Source organism: Prescottella agglutinans (assembly GCF_004011865.1).
Lineage (GTDB): Bacteria > Actinomycetota > Actinomycetes > Mycobacteriales > Mycobacteriaceae > Prescottella > Prescottella agglutinans.
Genome location: NZ_RKLP01000009.1, coordinates 217262 through 235590 on the forward strand (window position 1 = coordinate 217262; position 18329 = coordinate 235590).

At 69.6% G+C, this 18329-nt stretch carries 16 protein-coding genes; 13 read left to right on the top strand and 3 right to left on the bottom strand.

Going from position 1 to position 18329, the window contains the following annotated elements; translation table 11 throughout:
• The first annotated feature begins 100 nt into the window (after positions 1-100).
• From EGT67_RS17960 to EGT67_RS17970, 3 genes are all read left to right on the top strand, one after another.
• Positions 101-880 (top strand): helix-turn-helix domain-containing protein, encoded by a 780-nt coding sequence (locus EGT67_RS17960; protein ID WP_127917446.1) that lies wholly within the window; start codon positions 101-103, stop codon positions 878-880.
• Positions 881-950: 70 nt separating this feature from the next.
• Positions 951-2288: an alpha/beta fold hydrolase gene (locus EGT67_RS17965; RefSeq protein ID WP_127917447.1), complete on the top strand. Its 1338-nt coding sequence runs from the start codon at positions 951-953 to the stop codon at positions 2286-2288.
• 140 nt (positions 2289-2428) lie between these two features.
• Positions 2429-3421: a linear amide C-N hydrolase gene (locus EGT67_RS17970; RefSeq protein ID WP_127917448.1), complete on the top strand. Its 993-nt coding sequence runs from the start codon at positions 2429-2431 to the stop codon at positions 3419-3421.
• Here the strand turns inward: EGT67_RS17970 and EGT67_RS17975 are convergent.
• Positions 3378-5072: a sulfatase family protein gene (locus EGT67_RS17975; protein WP_127917449.1), complete on the bottom strand. Its 1695-nt coding sequence runs from the start codon at positions 5070-5072 to the stop codon at positions 3378-3380. The two genes, EGT67_RS17970 and EGT67_RS17975, sit on opposite strands and share 44 nt — an antisense overlap.
• Positions 5073-5288: 216 nt before the next feature.
• Here EGT67_RS17975 and EGT67_RS17980 point away from each other — a divergent pair, with 216 nt between their 5' ends.
• Genes EGT67_RS17980 through EGT67_RS18005 form a run of 6 tightly spaced genes read left to right on the top strand, consistent with a single transcriptional unit; the run spans position 5289 to position 11898 of the window.
• On the top strand, positions 5289-6794 hold the full coding sequence (locus EGT67_RS17980; protein WP_127917450.1) for a CoA-acylating methylmalonate-semialdehyde dehydrogenase: 1506 nt from the start codon (positions 5289-5291) through the stop codon (positions 6792-6794).
• A 4-nt stretch (positions 6795-6798) separates the two neighbouring features.
• Entirely contained in the window at positions 6799-7944 is a 1146-nt protein-coding gene (locus EGT67_RS17985; protein WP_127917451.1) for an acyl-CoA dehydrogenase family protein, read from the top strand.
• Positions 7945-7995: 51 nt separating this feature from the next.
• Positions 7996-9144, top strand: a complete 1149-nt coding sequence (locus tag EGT67_RS17990; RefSeq protein WP_127917452.1) for an acyl-CoA dehydrogenase family protein — start codon at positions 7996-7998, stop codon at positions 9142-9144.
• On the top strand, positions 9141-10217 hold the full coding sequence (locus EGT67_RS17995; protein ID WP_127917453.1) for an enoyl-CoA hydratase/isomerase family protein: 1077 nt from the start codon (positions 9141-9143) through the stop codon (positions 10215-10217). Before EGT67_RS17990 ends, EGT67_RS17995 begins: the two co-directional genes overlap by 4 nt.
• Entirely contained in the window at positions 10214-11125 is a 912-nt protein-coding gene (gene mmsB / locus EGT67_RS18000) for a 3-hydroxyisobutyrate dehydrogenase (protein WP_127917454.1), read from the top strand. The genes EGT67_RS17995 and mmsB overlap by 4 nt, the downstream gene beginning before the upstream one ends.
• A complete protein-coding gene (locus EGT67_RS18005; RefSeq protein WP_127917455.1) occupies positions 11122-11898 on the top strand; it encodes an enoyl-CoA hydratase in 777 nt (258 codons plus the stop codon). The genes mmsB and EGT67_RS18005 overlap by 4 nt, the downstream gene beginning before the upstream one ends.
• Before the next feature lie 71 nt (positions 11899-11969).
• Here EGT67_RS18005 and EGT67_RS18010 read toward each other — a convergent pair whose 3' ends face one another.
• Entirely contained in the window at positions 11970-12506 is a 537-nt protein-coding gene (locus EGT67_RS18010; protein WP_127917456.1) for a MarR family winged helix-turn-helix transcriptional regulator, read from the bottom strand.
• Positions 12507-12605: 99 nt separating this feature from the next.
• Positions 12606-13853 carry a multidrug effflux MFS transporter gene (locus EGT67_RS18015; RefSeq protein WP_127917457.1) on the bottom strand — a complete coding sequence of 416 codons (1248 nt, stop codon included), beginning with the start codon at positions 13851-13853 and terminating at the stop codon, positions 12606-12608.
• 530 nt (positions 13854-14383) lie between these two features.
• On the opposite strand from EGT67_RS18015, the gene EGT67_RS18020 reads away from it, so the two are divergent.
• From EGT67_RS18020 to EGT67_RS18035, 4 genes are read left to right on the top strand one after another with little or no spacing between them, the layout of a single operon-like run.
• A complete protein-coding gene (locus tag EGT67_RS18020; protein ID WP_164877600.1) occupies positions 14384-15337 on the top strand; it encodes a 3-oxoacyl-ACP synthase III family protein in 954 nt (317 codons plus the stop codon).
• Between the two features lies 1 nt (position 15338).
• Complete coding sequence (locus EGT67_RS18025) at positions 15339-16088, top strand: SDR family oxidoreductase (RefSeq protein ID WP_127917459.1); 750 nt, start codon at positions 15339-15341, stop codon at positions 16086-16088.
• A complete protein-coding gene (locus tag EGT67_RS18030; protein WP_127917460.1) occupies positions 16088-17149 on the top strand; it encodes a phosphotransferase family protein in 1062 nt (353 codons plus the stop codon). Before EGT67_RS18025 ends, EGT67_RS18030 begins: the two co-directional genes overlap by 1 nt.
• Positions 17142-18305, top strand: coding sequence for a CaiB/BaiF CoA transferase family protein (locus EGT67_RS18035; RefSeq protein ID WP_127917461.1), 1164 nt, complete (start codon positions 17142-17144; stop codon positions 18303-18305). Before EGT67_RS18030 ends, EGT67_RS18035 begins: the two co-directional genes overlap by 8 nt.
• Positions 18306-18329: the final 24 nt, after the last annotated feature.

The following is an 18329-nucleotide window of genomic DNA, read 5'->3' on the forward strand; positions in this document are numbered from 1 at the left end:
GGGTGCGGCCTCTGCGAACGAGCGTGCTCCGCGAACGGCCGCCGGTCGATTACCTCGGAGGTAATGGGGAGCGTTCCCCCGACCGCCTAGGGTCGGGTCCATGACGCGGGCACAGGAGCGGCCGGTAGGGGACCAGATCCGGTGGTGGCGCGGGCACCGTCGGATGACGCAACTCGACCTGGCGAACCGGGCCGAGGTGTCGACCCGGCACGTCAGCTTCCTCGAGACGGGTCGCGCCAAGCCGACCCGGGCGATGCTCCTGCGACTCGGCGAGCACCTCGACATCCCGCTGCGGGACCGCAACACCCTGCTGCTGGCCGCCGGCTTCGCCCCGGCATTCCCGGAGCACACGCTGACCGACGTCCCGATGGCGGTGGTCTCCGACGCGATCCGGACCATCCTGGCGGCGCACGCCCCGATGCCCGCGCTGGTGGTCGATCGGCACTGGAACCTGGTGGACGCGAACGACACCGTCGCGCTGCTGACGGACGGCGCCGCCGGTCGGCTGCTCGAACCACCCGTCAACGTGCTCCGCCTGAGCCTGCACCCGGACGGGATGGCGCCGCGGATCACGAATCTCGCGCAGTGGCGGGCGCACGTGCTGCACCGGCTCGACCGGCAGATCGACGCGACCGGCGACGACGAGCTTCGACGGCTGCGCGTCGAGCTGGCGGCGTATCCGGGCGGAGTCGATCCGACCGGGCCGGGACCCGCGCTCGTCGTGCCCCTCCGGGTCCGGGTGGGCGAGCACGACCTGGCTTTCCTCAGCACGACGACGGTCTTCGGGACGCCCCTCGACGTGGCGGTCTCCGAGCTCGCGATCGAGACGTTCTTCGCCGCCGACACCGCGACGGCCGAGTACCTCGCTGCACGCCGGTAGGGCGCCGACCAGCGTTCTCTGCGGGTGGCCTTACCGTGGAATCCTGCGTTGTCGGTACGAGAGGGTTCGCGTGAGGGTTCGACGGACAGCGGCGCTGCTCGGCGCCGCGGCGCTCGGTGCGGTGACGTTGTCCGGCTGCAGCACCAGCGGTGTGCGCGAATCCGTCGCCGTCGCGTGGGAGCCCTGTACGGACCTGGCGGCCTACGTCACCGATCTCGGCATCGAACCGGGCGTCGTCGACCGCCTGCAGTGCGCGTCGGTGGGCGTCCCGCTGGACTACACCGATCCGGACGGCCGCACGGTCGAACTCGCGCTGAGCCGCGTCGTCGGCACGGATCCGGCGGCGCCGACACTGTTCGTCAATCCGGGCGGTCCGGGGGTGGAGGGCCGCAGCATGGCGGCGACGGTGGCGTCGGAACTGGGGCTCGGCGGCACCGTCGTCGGGATCGACCTGCGTGGGATCGGGTCCTCGACCGGCGTCACCTGCGACGCGCCGGACGTCCCGGCCACGCGCGACGACGCGAGCCTGGCGGCGTACGGCGGCGCGATCGCCGCCGCCAACCGGGACTGCGTCGACCTCGACCCCGATCTTCTCGCGAGCCTGACCACCGCGACCGCGGCCCGCGACCTCGACCGGGTGCGGCAGGCGCTCGGGCTGGACACCGTCGACTTCCTCGGCGTCTCGTGGGGCACGGTCCTCGGCGCCGAGTTGCAGTCGCGGTTCCCCGAACACCTGCACCGGGTGGTCCTCGACAGCATGGACTACACGGGAGACTCGGCGACCGAGGCACTGCGAACCCTCGCGGCGGCCGACCCGGACGTTCCGCGGGACACGGTGCCAGACACGGCCGTTCTGGGCGTCGAGGGCGCCGAGAACGACGGCGGCGCCACCCCCGACGAACCCGACGTCCCGCCCGGCGACGCCCCGGCACCCGACGACAACGACTCTCCGCTCGATCCGGAGACCACCGACTTCCTCGAGCGTTCGTTCGACGCGACGGCCGGTACCGCCTACATCTGCAACAGCCTCGACCCGGTCGGCGACACCGCGGGCCAGCTCGCGGCGCACCGGGCGCTCAACGTCGAGCTCGGTCGAGATCCGCAGCGGCGCATCGAGTTCCCCGCCGACTCCGACGTCCCCGGTGTCAGCCTGTGCAGTGGCTGGCCCCTCCCCGCCGAGCCGACGGCCGTCGCGAACACCGGCACCGACCTGCTGGTCATCGGCCACCGCGTCGAGACCGTCACCCCGTACGGGTGGGCGCTCGACGCGCACGCCGCGATGGGTGGCCGGCTCCTGACGATCGAGGACGGGGTGCACGGCTCCACCGTCGGTTCGTCGTGCGGCGGGTTGGTCACCGACTTCCTCGCGTCCGGTGAGCTGAGCGAGAACGACTGCACCCCAAGCTGATTACCGGTCGGGTGGACACACCCCGCGGCCGCCTGCTCGAAAGACCGACCCGGCACCCGAGTCGCTGATAGCATTTTGTCCGGTTCACCTCGATGCCTCGTTGACAGATCTGTTCTCTCAACCCACGAAAGGTGGAGCGAATGTGCACCAGGGTCATGTGGCCTGATGCGGCCGGTTCGGTGCTCGTCGGCCGCAACATGGATTACCACCGCGATACCGGAACGAATCTCTGGTCCCTTCCCCGCGGAATCGAACGGCACGACGGCGTCGGCGGATCGCTCAGCTGGACGTCCAGGTACGGAAGCGTCGTGGCCGGTGCCTTCGACATGATGTCCGTCGACGGGATCAACGAGGCCGGCCTGTCCGGCCACATCCTCTGGCTGACCGAATCCGAGTACGGGACTTTCGACAAGTCGCGGCCGGCGCTCAGCATGGCGATCTGGCTGCAGTACTTCCTCGACAACTTCGCGACCGTCGCCGACGCCGTCACCTGGATCGAGGAGACCGACGTTCAGGTCGTGCCCCTGGGGGATCCGGCGACTGGTGAGGTGCCGGCGGTGCATCTCGCGCTCGACGATGCGACCGGTGACTCGGCGATCGTCGAGTACGTCGACGGCGGCGTCGCCAGGGTCTGGCACGACCGCGCTTACCGGGTGATGACCAATTCGCCGACCTACGACAAGCAGATCGAGATGCTGAAGGAGGTGGCGGGTTTCGGTGGCGACAAGCCGCTTCCCGGCACCACGCAGGCATCCGACCGATTCGCGCGCGCCGCCCACTACGTCGGTCACCTGCCGCAACCGCAGACCCGGGTGGAGGCCGTCGCGGGAATGTTCAGCGTCATTCGCAACGCGGCCCAGCCGTTCCGAGTGCCGGAGCCGGGCAAGCCCTACGCGTCGCAGACCATCTGGCAGACGGTGGCGGACCTGACCAACCGGCAGTTCGTCTTCTCGTCGACCACACGGCCCAACGTGGTCTGGGTGAACCTCGCAGAACTGGACTTCACCGAGGGCGCGTCCGCGCGCAAGCTCGACCTGATCGCCGACACGGCGCTCGAGGGCGGACTCGGCGGCAACGTCACGGGCCGGTTCACCGAGGCGGCCCCGATGCAGTTCCTGGAACTGGTGCACTGATCAGTCCGCGCTCGGGCGTGGTGCCGCACCTGTCCATGACCTCGAACAGCTTCGCGTGCATGCGCGCGGCCTGGTCCGGATCGAAGTAGGCGACGTTGCGCGCGTCGGCGCGGTTGTGTAGTTCCAGCGGGTCGGTCTGCATGTCGTACATCTCGAACTGCGGCGGCGTGACGTCGGCCGGGTCGAAGTACGCCGAGTACTTCCACCGGTGATCGCGGATGGTGCGCATGTGGTTGGGCTGCGTGACGATGTTCTGCCCGTCGGGGGTGGCGCAGTTCTGGTCGTCGTAGGTGAAGTGCAGAACGTCCTGCACCTCCGCGCTGGGCGCGGTCGGGTTCGCGGCGGCGTCGGTGACGATCGGCATCAGGTCGACGCCCCGGAAGTCCCACGCGGACCGGTCCGGAACGTCCGCGAGGGTGGCGAGCGTCGGCATGACGTCGATCAGCGATGCGAGCGCGCCGGAGCGGGCCGGCTGCGGGAACAGCGCCGGGTTGCTGATCACCATCGGCACCCGCAGCGTCTCCTCGTACGCGTTGAACACCTTCTGTCGCAGCCCACCGTGCGACATACCCATCTCGCCGTGGTCGGACATCCGGATCACGACGGTCGAATCCCGCACCCCGGGACGGGACTCGAGGGCGTCGAGAACCGCGCCGATGTGCTCGTCGACCACCTTGTGCATGTAGGCGTAGAAGTTGACGTAGTTGCGGGCCGCCTCCGGGCCGGGCAGCGGACCGAGTCCGGCGGCGAGGAGCACCTGCGACTGCACCTGCGCCGTGGGTTTGAAGTTGAGGGCGAGGGACTCGTCGTAGGTCGGCGGCAGGTCGATGCCCTGCTCGAAGATGCCGGGCGCGTCGGAGCCGTAGTTGTCGCACGTGCCGTTGATCGCGTCCCACGTCTGCGGATACGCCAGCACGTCGTGCGGGTTGACGAACGAGACGACGAGCGCGAACGGCCGGTCGTCGTTCGGGTCGAGGCCGCGCAGGAAGTCCACGGCCTCCGCGGCGTAGCGGCTGTCGAGATCGGCGCAGCCGCCGCCGAAGTGGTCGGGGTCGGTGTCCTGGCCGCCCTCGGGCGGGATCCAGCCCTGGAACCCGTACGCCGCGACGTCCGCGCCGGACGGGTCGCCGCCGCCCGCACCCTTGCTCATGTGCCACTTGCCGCGGTAGTGCACGTTGTAGCCGGCGGAGTCGAGGAGCTTGGCCATGTTCTGGAGGCCCAGCGGCAGGGTCGGTTCCGTCGGGGAGACGGTCCCGCCCTCGGTCAGGGTCGCGGTGACCCCGTGCTGGGCGGGATACAGCCCGGTGAAGAACGTGCTCCGGCTGGGCGAGCACATCGCGGCGTTGCAGCAGCAGTTGTCGAACGTGAGCCCGGTGTCGGCGAGGCGCTTGCGGTTGGGGAGGTTCGCCTCGGCCCACCCCTGGGGCCAGAACATCGGTGGGCGCTCCTGATCGGTGATTATCACGACGATGTTGGGGCGGTGGGGAAGTCCGCTCGGCTTGGCGGCGCGCGCGGGTTGTGGCGACGCCGTCGCGTGGGTGGTGGCCCCGGCCATGCCCGCGACCAGTAGGGCGCCGGCGCCGCCGAGGAAGGTCCGACGCGAGAACGGGTGGTCGACGGTGTCGAGAATCGGTTCGCTCAGGGAGTCCATCGGCTGATCTCCGTCCGGGAAGCGATCGCGGAATCCAGGCGCTCGGAATCGTCATTCTGTCCGAGGAATCCGCCCCCTACCTGCGGTTCGGGCAATTGTCGGGATCCGACCCCTAGACTTGCATGGACTTCCAACTATAGGATGGGCGATGAATGTTGGAGGTGACGTATGTCTCCTTCACGTCTTGGCAGCGACAGCAAAGGACGGGTTCGGGCAATGAGCGTTCGAGAGCTCTCTCACTTCATCGGCGGCAAGCGGATCCCCGGTGCGTCCGGCAGATTCGCCGACGTCTTCGACCCCAACACCGGGCAGGTGCAGGCGCGGGTTCCGTTGGCCGACCAGTCCGAGACCGAGGCGGCCATCGCGAACGCGGCCGATGCCCAGAAGGAGTGGGCGGCATGGAACCCGCAGCGCCGCGCCCGCGTGCTGATGCGGTTCCTGCAGCTGATCCAGCAGGAGATGGATCCGCTCGCGCGGCTGCTGTCGTCCGAGCACGGCAAGACCGTCCCGGATGCGAAGGGTGACATCCAGCGCGGCCTCGAGGTCGTCGAGTTCGCCACCGGCATCCCGCACCTGCTCAAGGGCGAGTACACCGAGGGGGCGGGCTCGGGTATCGACGTCTACTCGATGCGTCAGCCGCTCGGCGTCGTCGCCGGCATCACCCCGTTCAACTTCCCGGCGATGATCCCGCTGTGGAAGGCTGCGCCCGCCCTCGCGTGCGGAAACGCGTTCGTGCTCAAGCCGTCCGAGCGGGACCCGTCGGTGCCGCTGCGCCTGGCCGAGCTGTTCCTCGAGGCCGGTCTGCCGCCGGGCGTGTTCAACGTCGTCAACGGCGACAAGGGTGCGGTCGACGTGCTGCTGACCGACCCGCGGATCAAGGCCGTCGGCTTCGTCGGCTCCACCCCGATCGCGCAGTACATCTACGAGACCGCCGCGGCGCACGGCAAGCGCGCGCAGTGCTTCGGCGGCGCGAAGAACCACGCCATCGTGATGCCGGACGCCGATCTGGACCAGGTGGCCGACGCGCTGGTCGGTGCCGGCTACGGCTCGGCCGGCGAGCGGTGCATGGCCATCTCGGTTGCGGTGCCGGTCGGTGAGGAGACCGCGGACGCGCTCGTCGCGAAGCTCACCGAACGGGTTCGGGAGCTCCGGATCGGCCGCTCGGACGACGAGACCGCCGACTTCGGGCCGGTGGTGAGCAAGGATGCTCTCGACCGCGTCAACGGCTACGTGCAGATCGGCGTCGACGAGGGTGCCGAGCTGGTCGTGGACGGCCGCGGCTTCACCCTCGACGGCCACGAGGACGGATTCTTCGCCGGCGCAACCCTGTTCGACCGCGTCACCCCGGAGATGCGGATCTACAAGGAGGAGATCTTCGGTCCCGTCCTGCAGGTCGTCCGCGCGCACGACTACGAGGACGCGCTGCGCCTGCCGACCGAGCACGAGTACGGAAACGGTGTCGCGATCTTCACCCGCGACGGCGACACCGCCCGCGACTTCTGCTCCCGCGTCGAGGTCGGCATGGTCGGCGTCAACGTGCCGATCCCGGTGCCGATCGCGTACCACACCTTCGGCGGCTGGAAGCGTTCCGGATTCGGCGACCTCAACCAGCACGGCCCGGACTCGATCCGCTTCTACACCAAGACCAAGACGGTCACGCAGCGCTGGCCGTCCGGGTTCAAGGAGCACTCGGACCACTTCGTCATCCCGACGATGGACTGACGCGGTGAAGAAGTACGTGCCGGGCTGGCACGACGACGAGGTCAGGGCGCTCTCCGAGCTTGCGGCCGGGTTCTTCGAACGCGAGGTCGTCGCCAACAACGAGAAGTGGGAGGCGCAGCGCCGCATCGATCGCGACGTGTGGCTCACGGCCGGCAAGCTCGGACTGCTCTGCTGCTCGATTCCCGAGGAGTACGGCGGCGGCGGCGGCACGTTCGCGCACGATCTGGCGGTGTTCGAGGCGCAGGGCTATGCGGGTGACCTCGCATTCGGGGTCTCCGTGCACAGCGGAATCGTCGCGCACTACGTCAACGAGTACGGCACCGAGGAACAGAAGCGGGCGTGGCTTCCCGGCATGGCGTCCGGGGAGATCCTCGGCGCCATCGGAATGACCGAACCGGGCGCGGGCTCCGACCTGAAGGCCATCCGGACGACGGCCGTCAGGGACGGCGACCACTACGTCGTCAACGGTTCCAAGACGTTCATCACCAACGGCTCGTCCGCCGACATGATCGTCCTGGCGGTCAAGACCGATCCCAAGGCCGGCGCCAGGGGAGTGTCGCTGTTGATCGTCGACCTGCGGGACTGCCCCGGATTCACGGTGGGGCGGGTGCTCGACAAGGTCGGGCAGCACGCCGCGGACACCTCCGAGTTGTCGTTCGTCGACGTGCGGGTTCCCGCCTCGAACCTGTTGGGCGAGGAGGGGCAGGGGTTCGGTCAGCTCATCGCCCAACTCGTCCAGGAGCGGTTGATCATCGCGGCCCAGGCGTCGGGTGCGATGAACCGCGCCGTGGAGGAAACCGTCGCCTACGTCAAATCCCGGCAGGCGTTCGGCCACAGCCTGTTCGAGTTCCAGAACACGGCGTTCGAACTCGCCGAGTGCCAGACGATCGCACGGACGTGCGAGGTGTTCCTCGACCACTGCATCCAGGAACACCTGCGCGGCGAGCTCGACGCGGCGGAGGCGGCCATGGCGAAGTACTGGCTCACCGACAAACAGTGCGAGGTCGTCGACCGCTGCGTGCAGCTGCACGGTGGTTACGGGTACATGCGCGAGTACCTCGTCGCCCGGATGTACGAGGACGCCCGGGTGCAGAAGATCTACGCCGGCGCCAACGAGGTCATGAAGGGGATCATTGCGAAATCCCTCTGACGACCGCGGACACAGCGTCATCCCGACCACGACGAACTAGGAGCGAAGGCAATGTTCAGACTTTCCGACGACGAGCGCGCGATCAGCGACACCGCGCGCGACTTCGCCGCGGAATACCTGGCGCCCAACGCGATCGAGTGGGACCAGAACAAACACTTCCCGGTCGACGTGCTGCGCAAGGCAGGTGCGCTCGGCATGGGCGGCATCTACATCCGCGAGGACGTCGGCGGTTCCGGTCTCACCCGGCTCGACGGCGTCCGGATCTTCGAGCAGCTCGCCACGGGCTGCCCGTCGATCGCCGCGTACATCTCCATCCACAACATGGTCACGTGGATGATCGACGAGTTCGGTGACGACGAGCAGCGCCGCCGCTGGGTGCCCGGACTCGCGTCGATGGAGCAGCTCGGCAGCTACTGCCTCACCGAGCCCGGCGCCGGATCCGACGCGGCGGCCCTGTCCACCAAGGCCGTTCGCGACGGCGACGACTACCTGCTCACCGGCGTCAAGCAGTTCATCTCCGGTGCGGGCACGTCGGACGTGTACGTCGTCATGGCCCGCACCGGCGCCGCCGGCGCCCGCGGCATCTCGGCGTTCATCGTGCCGAAGGACGCGCCCGGGCTGTCGTTCGGTGCCAACGAGAAGAAGATGGGCTGGAACGCCCAACCCACCCGGCAGGTGATCCTCGACGAGGTGCGGGTGCCGGCGGCGAACCTGCTCGGCGGTGAGGGCGAGGGCTTCCGCATCGCGATGAAGGGCCTCAACGGCGGGCGACTGAACATCGCCGCCTGCTCGGTGGGCGGGGCACAGGCCGCGCTGGGCAAGGCCGTCACGTACCTCGCGGAGCGGAAGGCGTTCGGGTCGGCGCTCGTGGAGTCGCAGGCGCTCCAGTTCCGCCTCGCCGACATGCGGATCGAACTCGAGGCCGCGCGCACCCTGCTGTGGCGGGCCGCGGACGCGCTCGACGCGGGCACCGCGGACAAGGTGGAACTGTGCGCGATGGCCAAGCGCTTCGCGACCGACACCGGTTTCGCGGTCGCGAACGAGGCGCTGCAGTTGCACGGCGGCTACGGCTATCTGGCGGAATACGGATTGGAGAAGATCGTGCGAGACCTGCGGGTGCACCAGATCCTCGAGGGCACCAACGAGATCATGCGGGTCGTCGTGGCCCGCGCGGTGGTCGGATCGGCGGGCGCGGCGTGAGCGAAGCGAACGAACCCGAGGTCCTGGTCGAACGCGTCGGCGCTCTCGGCCGGATCACCCTCAACCGGCCGAGGGCGATCAACGCCCTCAACCACGCGATGGTGCAGGCGATGGCGTCGGCGCTGCTGGAATGGGCCGACGACGAGTCCGTGGGCGCCGTGCTGTTGACCGGTGCCGGCGAGCGCGGGCTGTGCGCGGGCGGCGACATCGTCTCGATCTATTACGACGCCCGCGAGGGCGGCAGCGGGTCGAAGGACTTCTGGCGCGACGAGTACGTGCTGAACGCCGCGATCGCCCGCTACGGCAAGCCGTACGTCGCGATCATGGACGGCATCGTCATGGGCGGCGGTGTCGGTGTCTCCGCGCACGGCAACGTCCGCGTCGTCACCGAGCGGTCGACCGTCGGAATGCCCGAGGTGGGCATCGGCTTCGTCCCCGACGTCGGCGGCACCTACCTGCTGTCGCGGGCGCCCGGCGAACTCGGCACCCACATCGCGCTGACGACCGCGCGACTGAGCGCGGGCGACGCGATCGCCTGCGGCTTCGCCGACCACTTCGTGCCGTCGGACCGGCTCGCGGAGTTCGAGCAGGCGCTGGCCGAGGGTTCGGTCGAGGACGCGCTGGCGCGGTTCGCGCAGCCCGCCCCGGCATCGGACCTGGCCGCGCAGCGCGCATGGATCGACGCCGCGTACGCGGCCGACACGGTCGAGGAGATCGTCGCCAACCTGCAGGGCAGCGGGGTTGCCGAGGCGGCCGCGGCCGCCGAGCAGATCCTCGCGAAGTCCCCGACCGCCGCGAAGGTGACGTTGCGGGCGCTGCGGCAGGCCCGCGAACTCGACACGCTCGAGGCGGTGCTCGATCAGGAGTACCGGGTGTCGTTGGCGTGCCTGGGATCCCACGATCTCGTGGAGGGCATCCGGGCGCAGGTGGTAGAGAAGGACCGTAACCCCGCATGGTCGCCGTCGACCCTCGAGGCGGTCACCGACGAACACGTGGATCGATTCTTCGAGTCGCTCGGCGACGCCGAACTCGGTTTGGCCGCAGCGCTCGTGAGTGGGGAGGAACTGCGATGAGCAGGAGCGACATCACCGTCGGATTCGTCGGCCTGGGCCACATGGGTGGGCCGATGGCGGCGAATCTGGCGAAGGCGGGATACCGGGTGCGGGGCTTCGACCTCGCGCCGGCCGCGCTCGAACAGGCACAGCGGGACGGCATCACGCCGGTGGCCTCCGCCGTCGAGGCCGCCACCGAGGCCGACGTCGTCATCACGATGCTGCCCAGCGGCAAGCACGTGCACGACCTCTACGAGGGTGGACTGCTGGCCGCCGCGCGCCAGGGCACGCTGTTCGTCGACTGCTCGACCATCGACGTCGCCGACGCCCGCACCGCCCACGAACTGGCCGAGCAGGCCGGGCACCGGAGCGTCGACGCGCCGGTGTCGGGCGGGGTCATGGGGGCCGCGGCCGGCACCCTCGCGTTCATGGTCGGCGGCGCCGACGAGGACTTCGAGGCGGCGCGTCCGCTGCTCGAGGTGATGGGCCGCAAGGTCGTGCACTGCGGCGGACCCGGCGTCGGGCAGGCCGCGAAGATCTGCAACAACATGATCCTCGGCGTCTCGATGATCGCGATCAGCGAGGCGTTCGTGCTCGGCGAGAAGCTGGGCCTGAGCAACCAGGCGCTGTTCGACGTCGCGTCCAACGCGTCGGGTCAGTGCTGGGCGCTCACCACCAACTGCCCGGTCCCGGGTCCGGTTCCGGCGAGCCCCGCCAACAACGACTACCAGCCGGGCTTCGCGGCCGCCCTCATGGACAAGGATCTCGGACTGGCGGCGAACGCGTTGCGTGCCAACGGTGTCGACGCCGAACTGGGTATGCGGGCCGCCGAGCTGTACCGGAGGTTCCACGAGACCGGGCACGGCGGCGAGGACTTCTCGGCGATCATCAGGGACATCAGGGACAGGTCGAACGGAGAGACTCGATGACGGACTACCAGACCATTCAGGTCGGACGCACCGGCCGCGTGGGCATGATCACGCTGAATCGGCCGGAGGCGCTCAACGCGCTCAACGCCCAGCTGATGTCGGAGGTGGTCGCGGCCGTCGACGACTTCGAGAAGGACCGCGGCATCGGCGCGATTCTCCTCACCGGGTCGGAGCGGGCGTTCGCGGCCGGCGCCGACATCAAGGAGATGCAGAGCAAGTCCTTCATGGACATGTACCTCGACGACTGGTTCTCGGCGTGGGACCGCCTCGCGGCGGCACGCAAGCCGATCGTCGCCGCCGTGTCGGGCTACGCGCTCGGCGGTGGGTGCGAACTGGCGATGATGTGCGACGTGCTGATCGCGGCCGATTCGGCCAAGTTCGGCCAGCCGGAGATCAAGCTCGGTGTGCTGCCCGGCATCGGCGGCTCGCAGCGACTCACCCGCGCGATCGGCAAGGCCAAGGCGATGGACCTGTGCCTGACCGGCCGCACGATGGACGCGGAGGAGGCCGAGCGCGCCGGGCTGGTCGCCCGCATCGTCCCGGCCATCGGCCTGCTCGACGAGGCGATCGCGACGGCGTCGAAGATCGCGGACATGTCGCTGCCGATCGCGATGATGGTCAAGGAATCGGTCAACCGGGCATTCGAGTCGACCCTGTCCGAGGGCGTCCGGTTCGAGCGGCGCGTGTTCCACTCCGCATTCGCGACCCAGGACCAGAAGGAAGGCATGGCCGCGTTCACCGAGAAGCGCGACCCGAACTTCGGGCACCACTAGGCATACGGCGCAGTGCAACTCGGCCCCGCATCGACGTGATCGATGCGGGGCCGAGGCGTGTCAGGGGCCGGTCAGTGCCACTTGCCGGGCTTGTCCCCGGTATCGAAATCGCCTGCGCGGTAGCGCAGTTCGGCGAGGATTCGGACGAGGGAGTCGAGCCGGTCGGGGGCCAGGCCCGGTTCGGCGAACACCTTGGCGTTCAGTTCCTCCGTGGCGCGCAGCGACAGCTCCCGCCCCTCTTCGGTGATCTCGACCAGCGTCGCCCGGCGATCGGTGGGATGCGGGACGCGGCGCACCAGGCCCGCGGCCTCGAGGCGGTCGACCGCGTTGGTCACGCTCGTCGGGTGCACCTGGAGTCGGGCGCTGGCCTTCGCCATCGGCAGCGCGCCGCTGCGGGTGAAGGTCAGCAGTGTCAGGAGTTCGTACCGGGAGAACGTCAGGCCGAACGGCTTGAGCGTCTCCTCCACGCGCGCCATCATGATCTGTTGTGCGCGCATCACCGACGTCACCGCGGCCATCCCGTCCGCCACCGCGCCCCAGCCGTGCTGCGTCCACTGACGGTGCGCTTCCTCGATCGGATCCAGTGGCAGCGGAGACGGTGACGGCATGCCCCGATCATCCCACGTGCAGGGGACCGGAGCGTGCACCGGTTGCGGTATGACCGGTCATCCCTTCCGGTCGCCGGTTGCCGGTGCCCGAGACGTCCGTCAGACGCCGCGGCGCGCGCTGGCGAGCATCGTCGCCAGCGCGATGGCCAGGCACGCCGTCATGCTCGCGACGACGGCGGTGCTGGTGTTGCCGAGCAGTCCGACCAGCGGCGCGACGACCGCGCCGACCGCGTACTGCAGCGACCCCAGGAGGGCGGCCGCGGTGCCCGCGGCCTCGCCGTGCCGGGACAGCGCGAGCGCGGGGGCGTTGGGCAGCACGAAACAGACGGCGCCGAGCATGATCCACAGTGCGGCGACGAAGCCGGCCATCCCGCCGATCTCGCAGAACGCCACTACCACCGCGACCAGGCCCAGGGCGACCGCCACCGTCAACGACCACTGCACGATCTGTCGCGGCGACCACCGTCGCAGAAGACGGACGTTGAGTTGCGTCGCCCCGATCATCGAGAAGGCGCCGGCGCTGAAGACCAGCGCGAACTGCTGCTGGTCGAGGCCGAACTGGTCCTGGTAGACGAACGACGCCCCCGAGACGTACACGAAGAGCGACGCCATCACCACGCTCGCCACGAGCGTGAGGGACACGAAGGTGTGGTCACGCAGCAGCATTCCGTAGGTGCGAAGCACCGGCCCGAGCCCGCCGGGCCGACGCCGTTCGGGCGGAAGCGATTCCGGCAGTGCGAAGATCGCGATCAGCGCAATGACCACCCCGATCAGCGCGAGGACGACGAAGATCCCGCGCCAGTCGACGGTCACCAGCAGAGCCCCGCCCACGCTCGGCGCGATCACCGGTGCGACGCCGAGAACGAGCATCAGACGCGAGATGACCACCGCGACCGTGTTGCCGGAGTAGAGGTCTCGCACCATCGCCATCGTGATCACCGCGGCCGCGGCGGCCCCGACGCCCTGGAAGACGCGGAGGACGCCGAGCATCGTGACGCTGGTGGCGAAGACCGCGAGGAAGGCGGCGACGACGTGCAGCGCGATCCCGGCGACGAGTGGTCGCTTGCGGCCCAGCGTGTCCGACAGCGGACCGATCACCAGCTGTCCGAGCGCGAGCCCGATGAGTGTGCCGGTGATCGTCAGCTGCACGCCGGACGGCGAGGAATCCAGTGCGTCGGCGATGTCCGGCAGCGCCGGCAGATACATGTCGATCGTGAAGGGACCCAGGGCGGTCATCGATCCGAGGGCCACGATGGTGCCCACGCGCGGATGCTCCTGCCCGCTGGCGGACGCCGTGCCGACCGGGGCGTCGGAGGCGATCGGCTGCAGGGTGTCGTCGGCTGTCATGCGCCGACGATGTCGGATGTGTTCTCCCTCATGCCAGTTCCGTCCCACAGGACGGAAACCCGGGTGGCGCCGCTCCGACCCGGTCCCTGAACGCGGAACGGGCCGGACTCGCTGAGCCCGGCCCGTTCTGCGTGTGTGGGAGCAGTCAGCTCATGGAGCTGAGCTGCTGGAAGATCGCCATGATGGTCTTGACGCTGTCGATGACGGCGCTGAGCGTGGTGAAGGAACCCATGTTTCACTCCTCTGAGGTGAGATCGGCTGGACGTGGCCCTTTGCCACTGGCGGTAAAGCTAGCAGCCGTTCGAGTGTTTTGGGTGAATTGCACGAAAACATCTGGACGTTTGTCCATGTCGGTTTCCGTGTGGACGGAACCGGACGAATGCCGGAAATCCCTCCCTGCGTGCTGTCGTGTGGTGTACAACAGGGCTTCGGCGCCGGTCGGCGTCCATGCACGAGGGGGATCGGTGATGCTGTCCGGGCTGAGTCGAGATGAGGGGCCGGTCGGCTACGGCGGCTATGGAGTCCTCGGAATGGGGATGTACGTCCCGCAGCGGGTGGCGACCAACGCCGAGATCGGGGCCGCGGCGGGCGTCACCGAGGAATGGATCGTCGAGAAGACTGGTGTGCTCGAACGGCGCCGGGCCGCGGCGGGGGAGAACACCGCGGACATGGCGGCCGAGGCCGGACGACTCGCGCTGAAGGACGCGCGCGAGCGGGCGTTGACGCCGGAGGCCGCGGACGACCCGGGGATGTTGATCGTGGCGACGTCGACGCCCGATCGCCAGGTGCCCGCGCCGGTGTCGGACGTGCATGCGCGGATGGGGTTGGGGCCGATGCCGGCGCTGAGTCTCGACGGTGGCTGCGCCGGATTCGCGCAGGCGATGGTCACCGCGGACGCGTATCACCGGATCGGCCAGGCACGCACCGCGCTGGTGGTCGGGTCCCACCGCATCGAGAACTTCGTGGTGCCGTCCGACCGCAAGACCATGCCGCTGTTCGGCGACGGGGCGGGCGCCTACCTCATGGGCCCGGTTCCGCCGGGCTACGGGATGCTCACCTACCAGCTCGTCACGGACAGCACGTTCGTCGACGCATTGCGAACCCCCTACCGCACACCGGATTCGGCAGGAGTCGAACCACTGCACATGGACGGCCACGTGTTGGTGGACGTGTTCGTGCGGGAGATCCCCGAACTGCTCCGGAAGTCGCTCGCCGAGGTCGGACTGACGATCGAGGACATCGATCACCTCTTCGTGCACCAGGCCAACGTGCAGATGGTGCGGACCCTCGGCCGCGTCCTCGGCCTCGCGCCCGAGAAGGTGCCGACCAGCGGGGAGTTGGTGGCGAACACGGCATCGGCGTCGTTGCCGATCGGCACCGTCATGGCGGCGCGGGAGCGGCGGATCGCCCGCGGGGACATCGTCGTGATGGTCACCGCGGGCGCGGGTGTCAGCGGCGCGGTGATCGTCATGCGGTGGTACTGACATGACGACCGAGAAGCGGACCGCGGTGGTGACGGGCGGTGCGGGCGGAATCGGGTCGGCGATCTGCACGAGGCTGGCAGACGACGGATTCGATGTGGTGATCGCATACTGCGCCAACGAATCCGGTGCCGAGGACGTCGCGCGCCGGTGCCGGGATGCGGGTGCGGCGGCGGTGACGGTGCAGGCCGACCTGGCCGAGTCCGCCGGCGTGCGGAGGGTCGTCGATGCGGCGGTGGACGGGGTCGGGCGTCTCGACGCGTTCGTCCACAACGCGGCGACCGCGGTATTCGGGTCACTTCCCAAACTGGCCTCCGAGCGGCACGACGAGTACCTGCGGGTGTTCGCGCTCAACACGCACGCACTGCTGGTCGCCGCGGCCGAGTGCTCGAAGCGGATGGAGGACGGCGGCCGCATCGTGAACATCTCGTCGGTCTCCACCGTGCAGGGGCTGTTCGGCGGGGCGGCGTACGCGGCGAGCAAGGCGGCGGCCGAGTCGATCACCCGCACCGCCGCCACCGAGTTGGGTGCGCGCGGGATCACCTGCAACACAATCCAGCTCGGGTTGGTGGACACCCCGACCGCGCAGGAGGTCACCAACCAGCAGGTGATGGACTTCTACGCCATGCAGGCGCCGGTGCGGCGGGTGGGGGCGCCCTCCGACGTGGCCGCCATGGTCAGTCATCTGTTGGGCGCGGACACCGGCTGGCTCACCGGCCAGACCATCGGACTCAACGGGGGTTACCGGTTCTGATGACGCAGTCTACGATCAGTCGAGCACTCGGCGAGGCCGAGTCCGAGGACCTCTCCCGCTGGCTGGCGGACCGCCTGCCGGGCGCGGGCGCGGTGTCGATCGCGCCGCTGGCGCAGACCGCCGGGCGCAGTCACGCGGTCTACCTGGTGACCCGTGGCGATCTGAGGTGGGTCCTCCGGGTCGCGCCGGATCATCGCGAGGCGTCGGTCGGCGGCGCCTTCGACCTGAGTCGGGAGGGGCGGATCCTGGACGCCCTGTCCGGGAGCGGCGTCCCGCACCCGGCCGCGGTCGTCGTCCGCGACGATTCCGCACCGACCCGGCGGGACTTCCTGGTCAGCGAGTTCGTCGACGGGATCACGCTCGATCGGACGCTGCCGGAACCGTTCGCGAACCCGCGCGACGGAAAGGCGATCACGGAATCGATCGTCGACGTGCTGGCGCGGGTGAACGCCGTCGACTGGCGCGCGACGACCCTCGCCGACACCGCGCGCCCCGACGGCTACCTGGCGCGGCAGTTCGACAAGGCCGCGTCAATGCTCGAGAAGTTCCGCACGCGCGAGGTTCCGGTCCTGGACGAACTCCTGGGCGGGCTCCGCCGGGACCAGCCCACGGACTACCGACTGGGGTTGATCCACGGCGACTACAGCGCGATGAACATCATGGTGGCGCGCGAGCGAGCCGAGGTGAAGGCGGTCCTGGACTGGGAGACGGCGACCGTCGGGGACACCATGATCGACATCGGGTACCTCACCGCGCGCTGGGTGCGGCCCGAGGAGGACCCGCTGATGGCCGCCTTCGCCCTCGGCGGCGGCGACCCGGCGGTGCACGACCTGCTGCCGTCGCGCGACGACGTCGCGGACCGGTACGCGGAGGTCAGCGGGCAGTCGATGGACCGGTTGCCGTTCTACCAGGGGCTGGCGATGGCGCGGTTGGCCGTTGTGCTCGAGGGTCGGGTGGCCGCCGCCGGCCGGCGCGGACGCCCCGAGGTTGCCGGGATGTTCGCGGCGATGGCCGACGGTTGCGCCGCACACGGCCTGCGACTGGCGGGCGTCGATGGCTGAGCCGCTGCTCGCCGGGGTGCGGGTGGTCGAGTCGGCGAGCCTGCTCACCGGCGCGACGGTCGGGATGCTCCTGGCCGATCTCGGGGCGGACGTCGTGAAGGTCGAACCGCCGCACGGCGATCTGATCCGTTGGGCGCTGGGGCAGGTGACGCCCGGGTACAGCCCCGCGCACCTGCAACTGAACCGCAACAAGCGGTCGGTCACCCTCGACATGCGGACGGCGGACGGGGCGGCGCGGTTGCGTCGGCTGATCGAGGGCGCGGCGGTGCTCGTCGACGGCAACGCTCCCGGCACCCTCGCCAAGTCGGGTCTGTCCGACGACGAACTGGCGCAGCTGAATCCGGGTCTCGTCCACTGCTCGGTCAGCGGATACGGAGCGAGCGGCCCGTACGCCGCGATTCCGACGCACGGCCTGATGATGAGCGCGCTGGTGGGTGCGAACCCGACGACGGTGTCGCCCGACGGCGGTCTGCTGCCCGGCGAGTGCGAGGGCGCGTCGATCAGCGGCCGGGGCGGGGACGCCGCGATCGCCGCCGGCAGCGCGGCGGCGATGCAGATCTGCGCCGCGCTGGTACGGCGGGAACGGCGTGGCGTCGGCTGCCGGATCGACGTCTCCGGCGCCGACGCGTTGCTGTCCCAGTCGATGATTCCCGTTGTCTACCAGGCAAACTGGGACAGGATTGCCGACACGACGACGTTGCCGATGCTCAGCGACGGCACCAGCGGTCCCCGGTATCGGCTCTACGCCACCGCGGATCGCCGCGCGGTGGCGTTCACGGCGCTGGAGCCGAAGTTCTGGGCCAGGTTCTGCCGAGCCGTCGACCGGGAGGACCTGCTCGACGCGCGTCCCGACGACGCGAGCCTGGAGGGCCCGCTCGCCGAGATCTTCGCGACCAGGACCCAGCAGCAGTGGATGGACCTCGCGATCGCCGCCGGCCTCGCGATCGGCCCGGTGCGCAGCACGCTCGACGAGATCGTCGGCGACGAGCACCTGCGGCACCGTGGCATGTTCGTGGAGTCGGAACATCCGGTCGCGGGCGCGTTCACCCACGTCGGCATGCCGGGACTGATCGACGACGCGTCCTTCGGTATCCGTCTGCACGCCCCGGGCCTCGGCGAACACAACGACGTCTTCGAGGACGGCTGGCCCGCCTGAGCTCGGCGGAGAGGCCGAAGGCCG

What these genes read in the sequence shown, in the direction of transcription:
- EGT67_RS17960 (WP_127917446.1), top strand. Translation starts at nt 101, where the DNA reads ATGACGCGGGCACAGGAGCGGCCGGTAGGGGACCAGATCCGGTGGTGG.
- EGT67_RS17970 (WP_127917448.1), top strand. Translation starts at nt 2,429, where the DNA reads ATGTGCACCAGGGTCATGTGGCCTGATGCGGCCGGTTCGGTGCTCGTC.
- EGT67_RS17975 (WP_127917449.1), bottom strand. Translation starts at nt 5,072, where the DNA reads ATGGACTCCCTGAGCGAACCGATTCTCGACACCGTCGACCACCCGTTC.
- EGT67_RS17980 (WP_127917450.1), top strand. Translation starts at nt 5,289, where the DNA reads ATGAGCGTTCGAGAGCTCTCTCACTTCATCGGCGGCAAGCGGATCCCC.
- EGT67_RS17990 (WP_127917452.1), top strand. Translation starts at nt 7,996, where the DNA reads ATGTTCAGACTTTCCGACGACGAGCGCGCGATCAGCGACACCGCGCGC.
- mmsB (WP_127917454.1), top strand. Translation starts at nt 10,214, where the DNA reads ATGAGCAGGAGCGACATCACCGTCGGATTCGTCGGCCTGGGCCACATG.
- EGT67_RS18005 (WP_127917455.1), top strand. Translation starts at nt 11,122, where the DNA reads ATGACGGACTACCAGACCATTCAGGTCGGACGCACCGGCCGCGTGGGC.
- EGT67_RS18010 (WP_127917456.1), bottom strand. Translation starts at nt 12,506, where the DNA reads ATGCCGTCACCGTCTCCGCTGCCACTGGATCCGATCGAGGAAGCGCAC.
- EGT67_RS18015 (WP_127917457.1), bottom strand. Translation starts at nt 13,853, where the DNA reads ATGACAGCCGACGACACCCTGCAGCCGATCGCCTCCGACGCCCCGGTC.
- EGT67_RS18020 (WP_164877600.1), top strand. Translation starts at nt 14,384, where the DNA reads ATGGGGATGTACGTCCCGCAGCGGGTGGCGACCAACGCCGAGATCGGG.
- EGT67_RS18025 (WP_127917459.1), top strand. Translation starts at nt 15,339, where the DNA reads ATGACGACCGAGAAGCGGACCGCGGTGGTGACGGGCGGTGCGGGCGGA.
- EGT67_RS18030 (WP_127917460.1), top strand. Translation starts at nt 16,088, where the DNA reads ATGACGCAGTCTACGATCAGTCGAGCACTCGGCGAGGCCGAGTCCGAG.
- EGT67_RS18035 (WP_127917461.1), top strand. Translation starts at nt 17,142, where the DNA reads ATGGCTGAGCCGCTGCTCGCCGGGGTGCGGGTGGTCGAGTCGGCGAGC.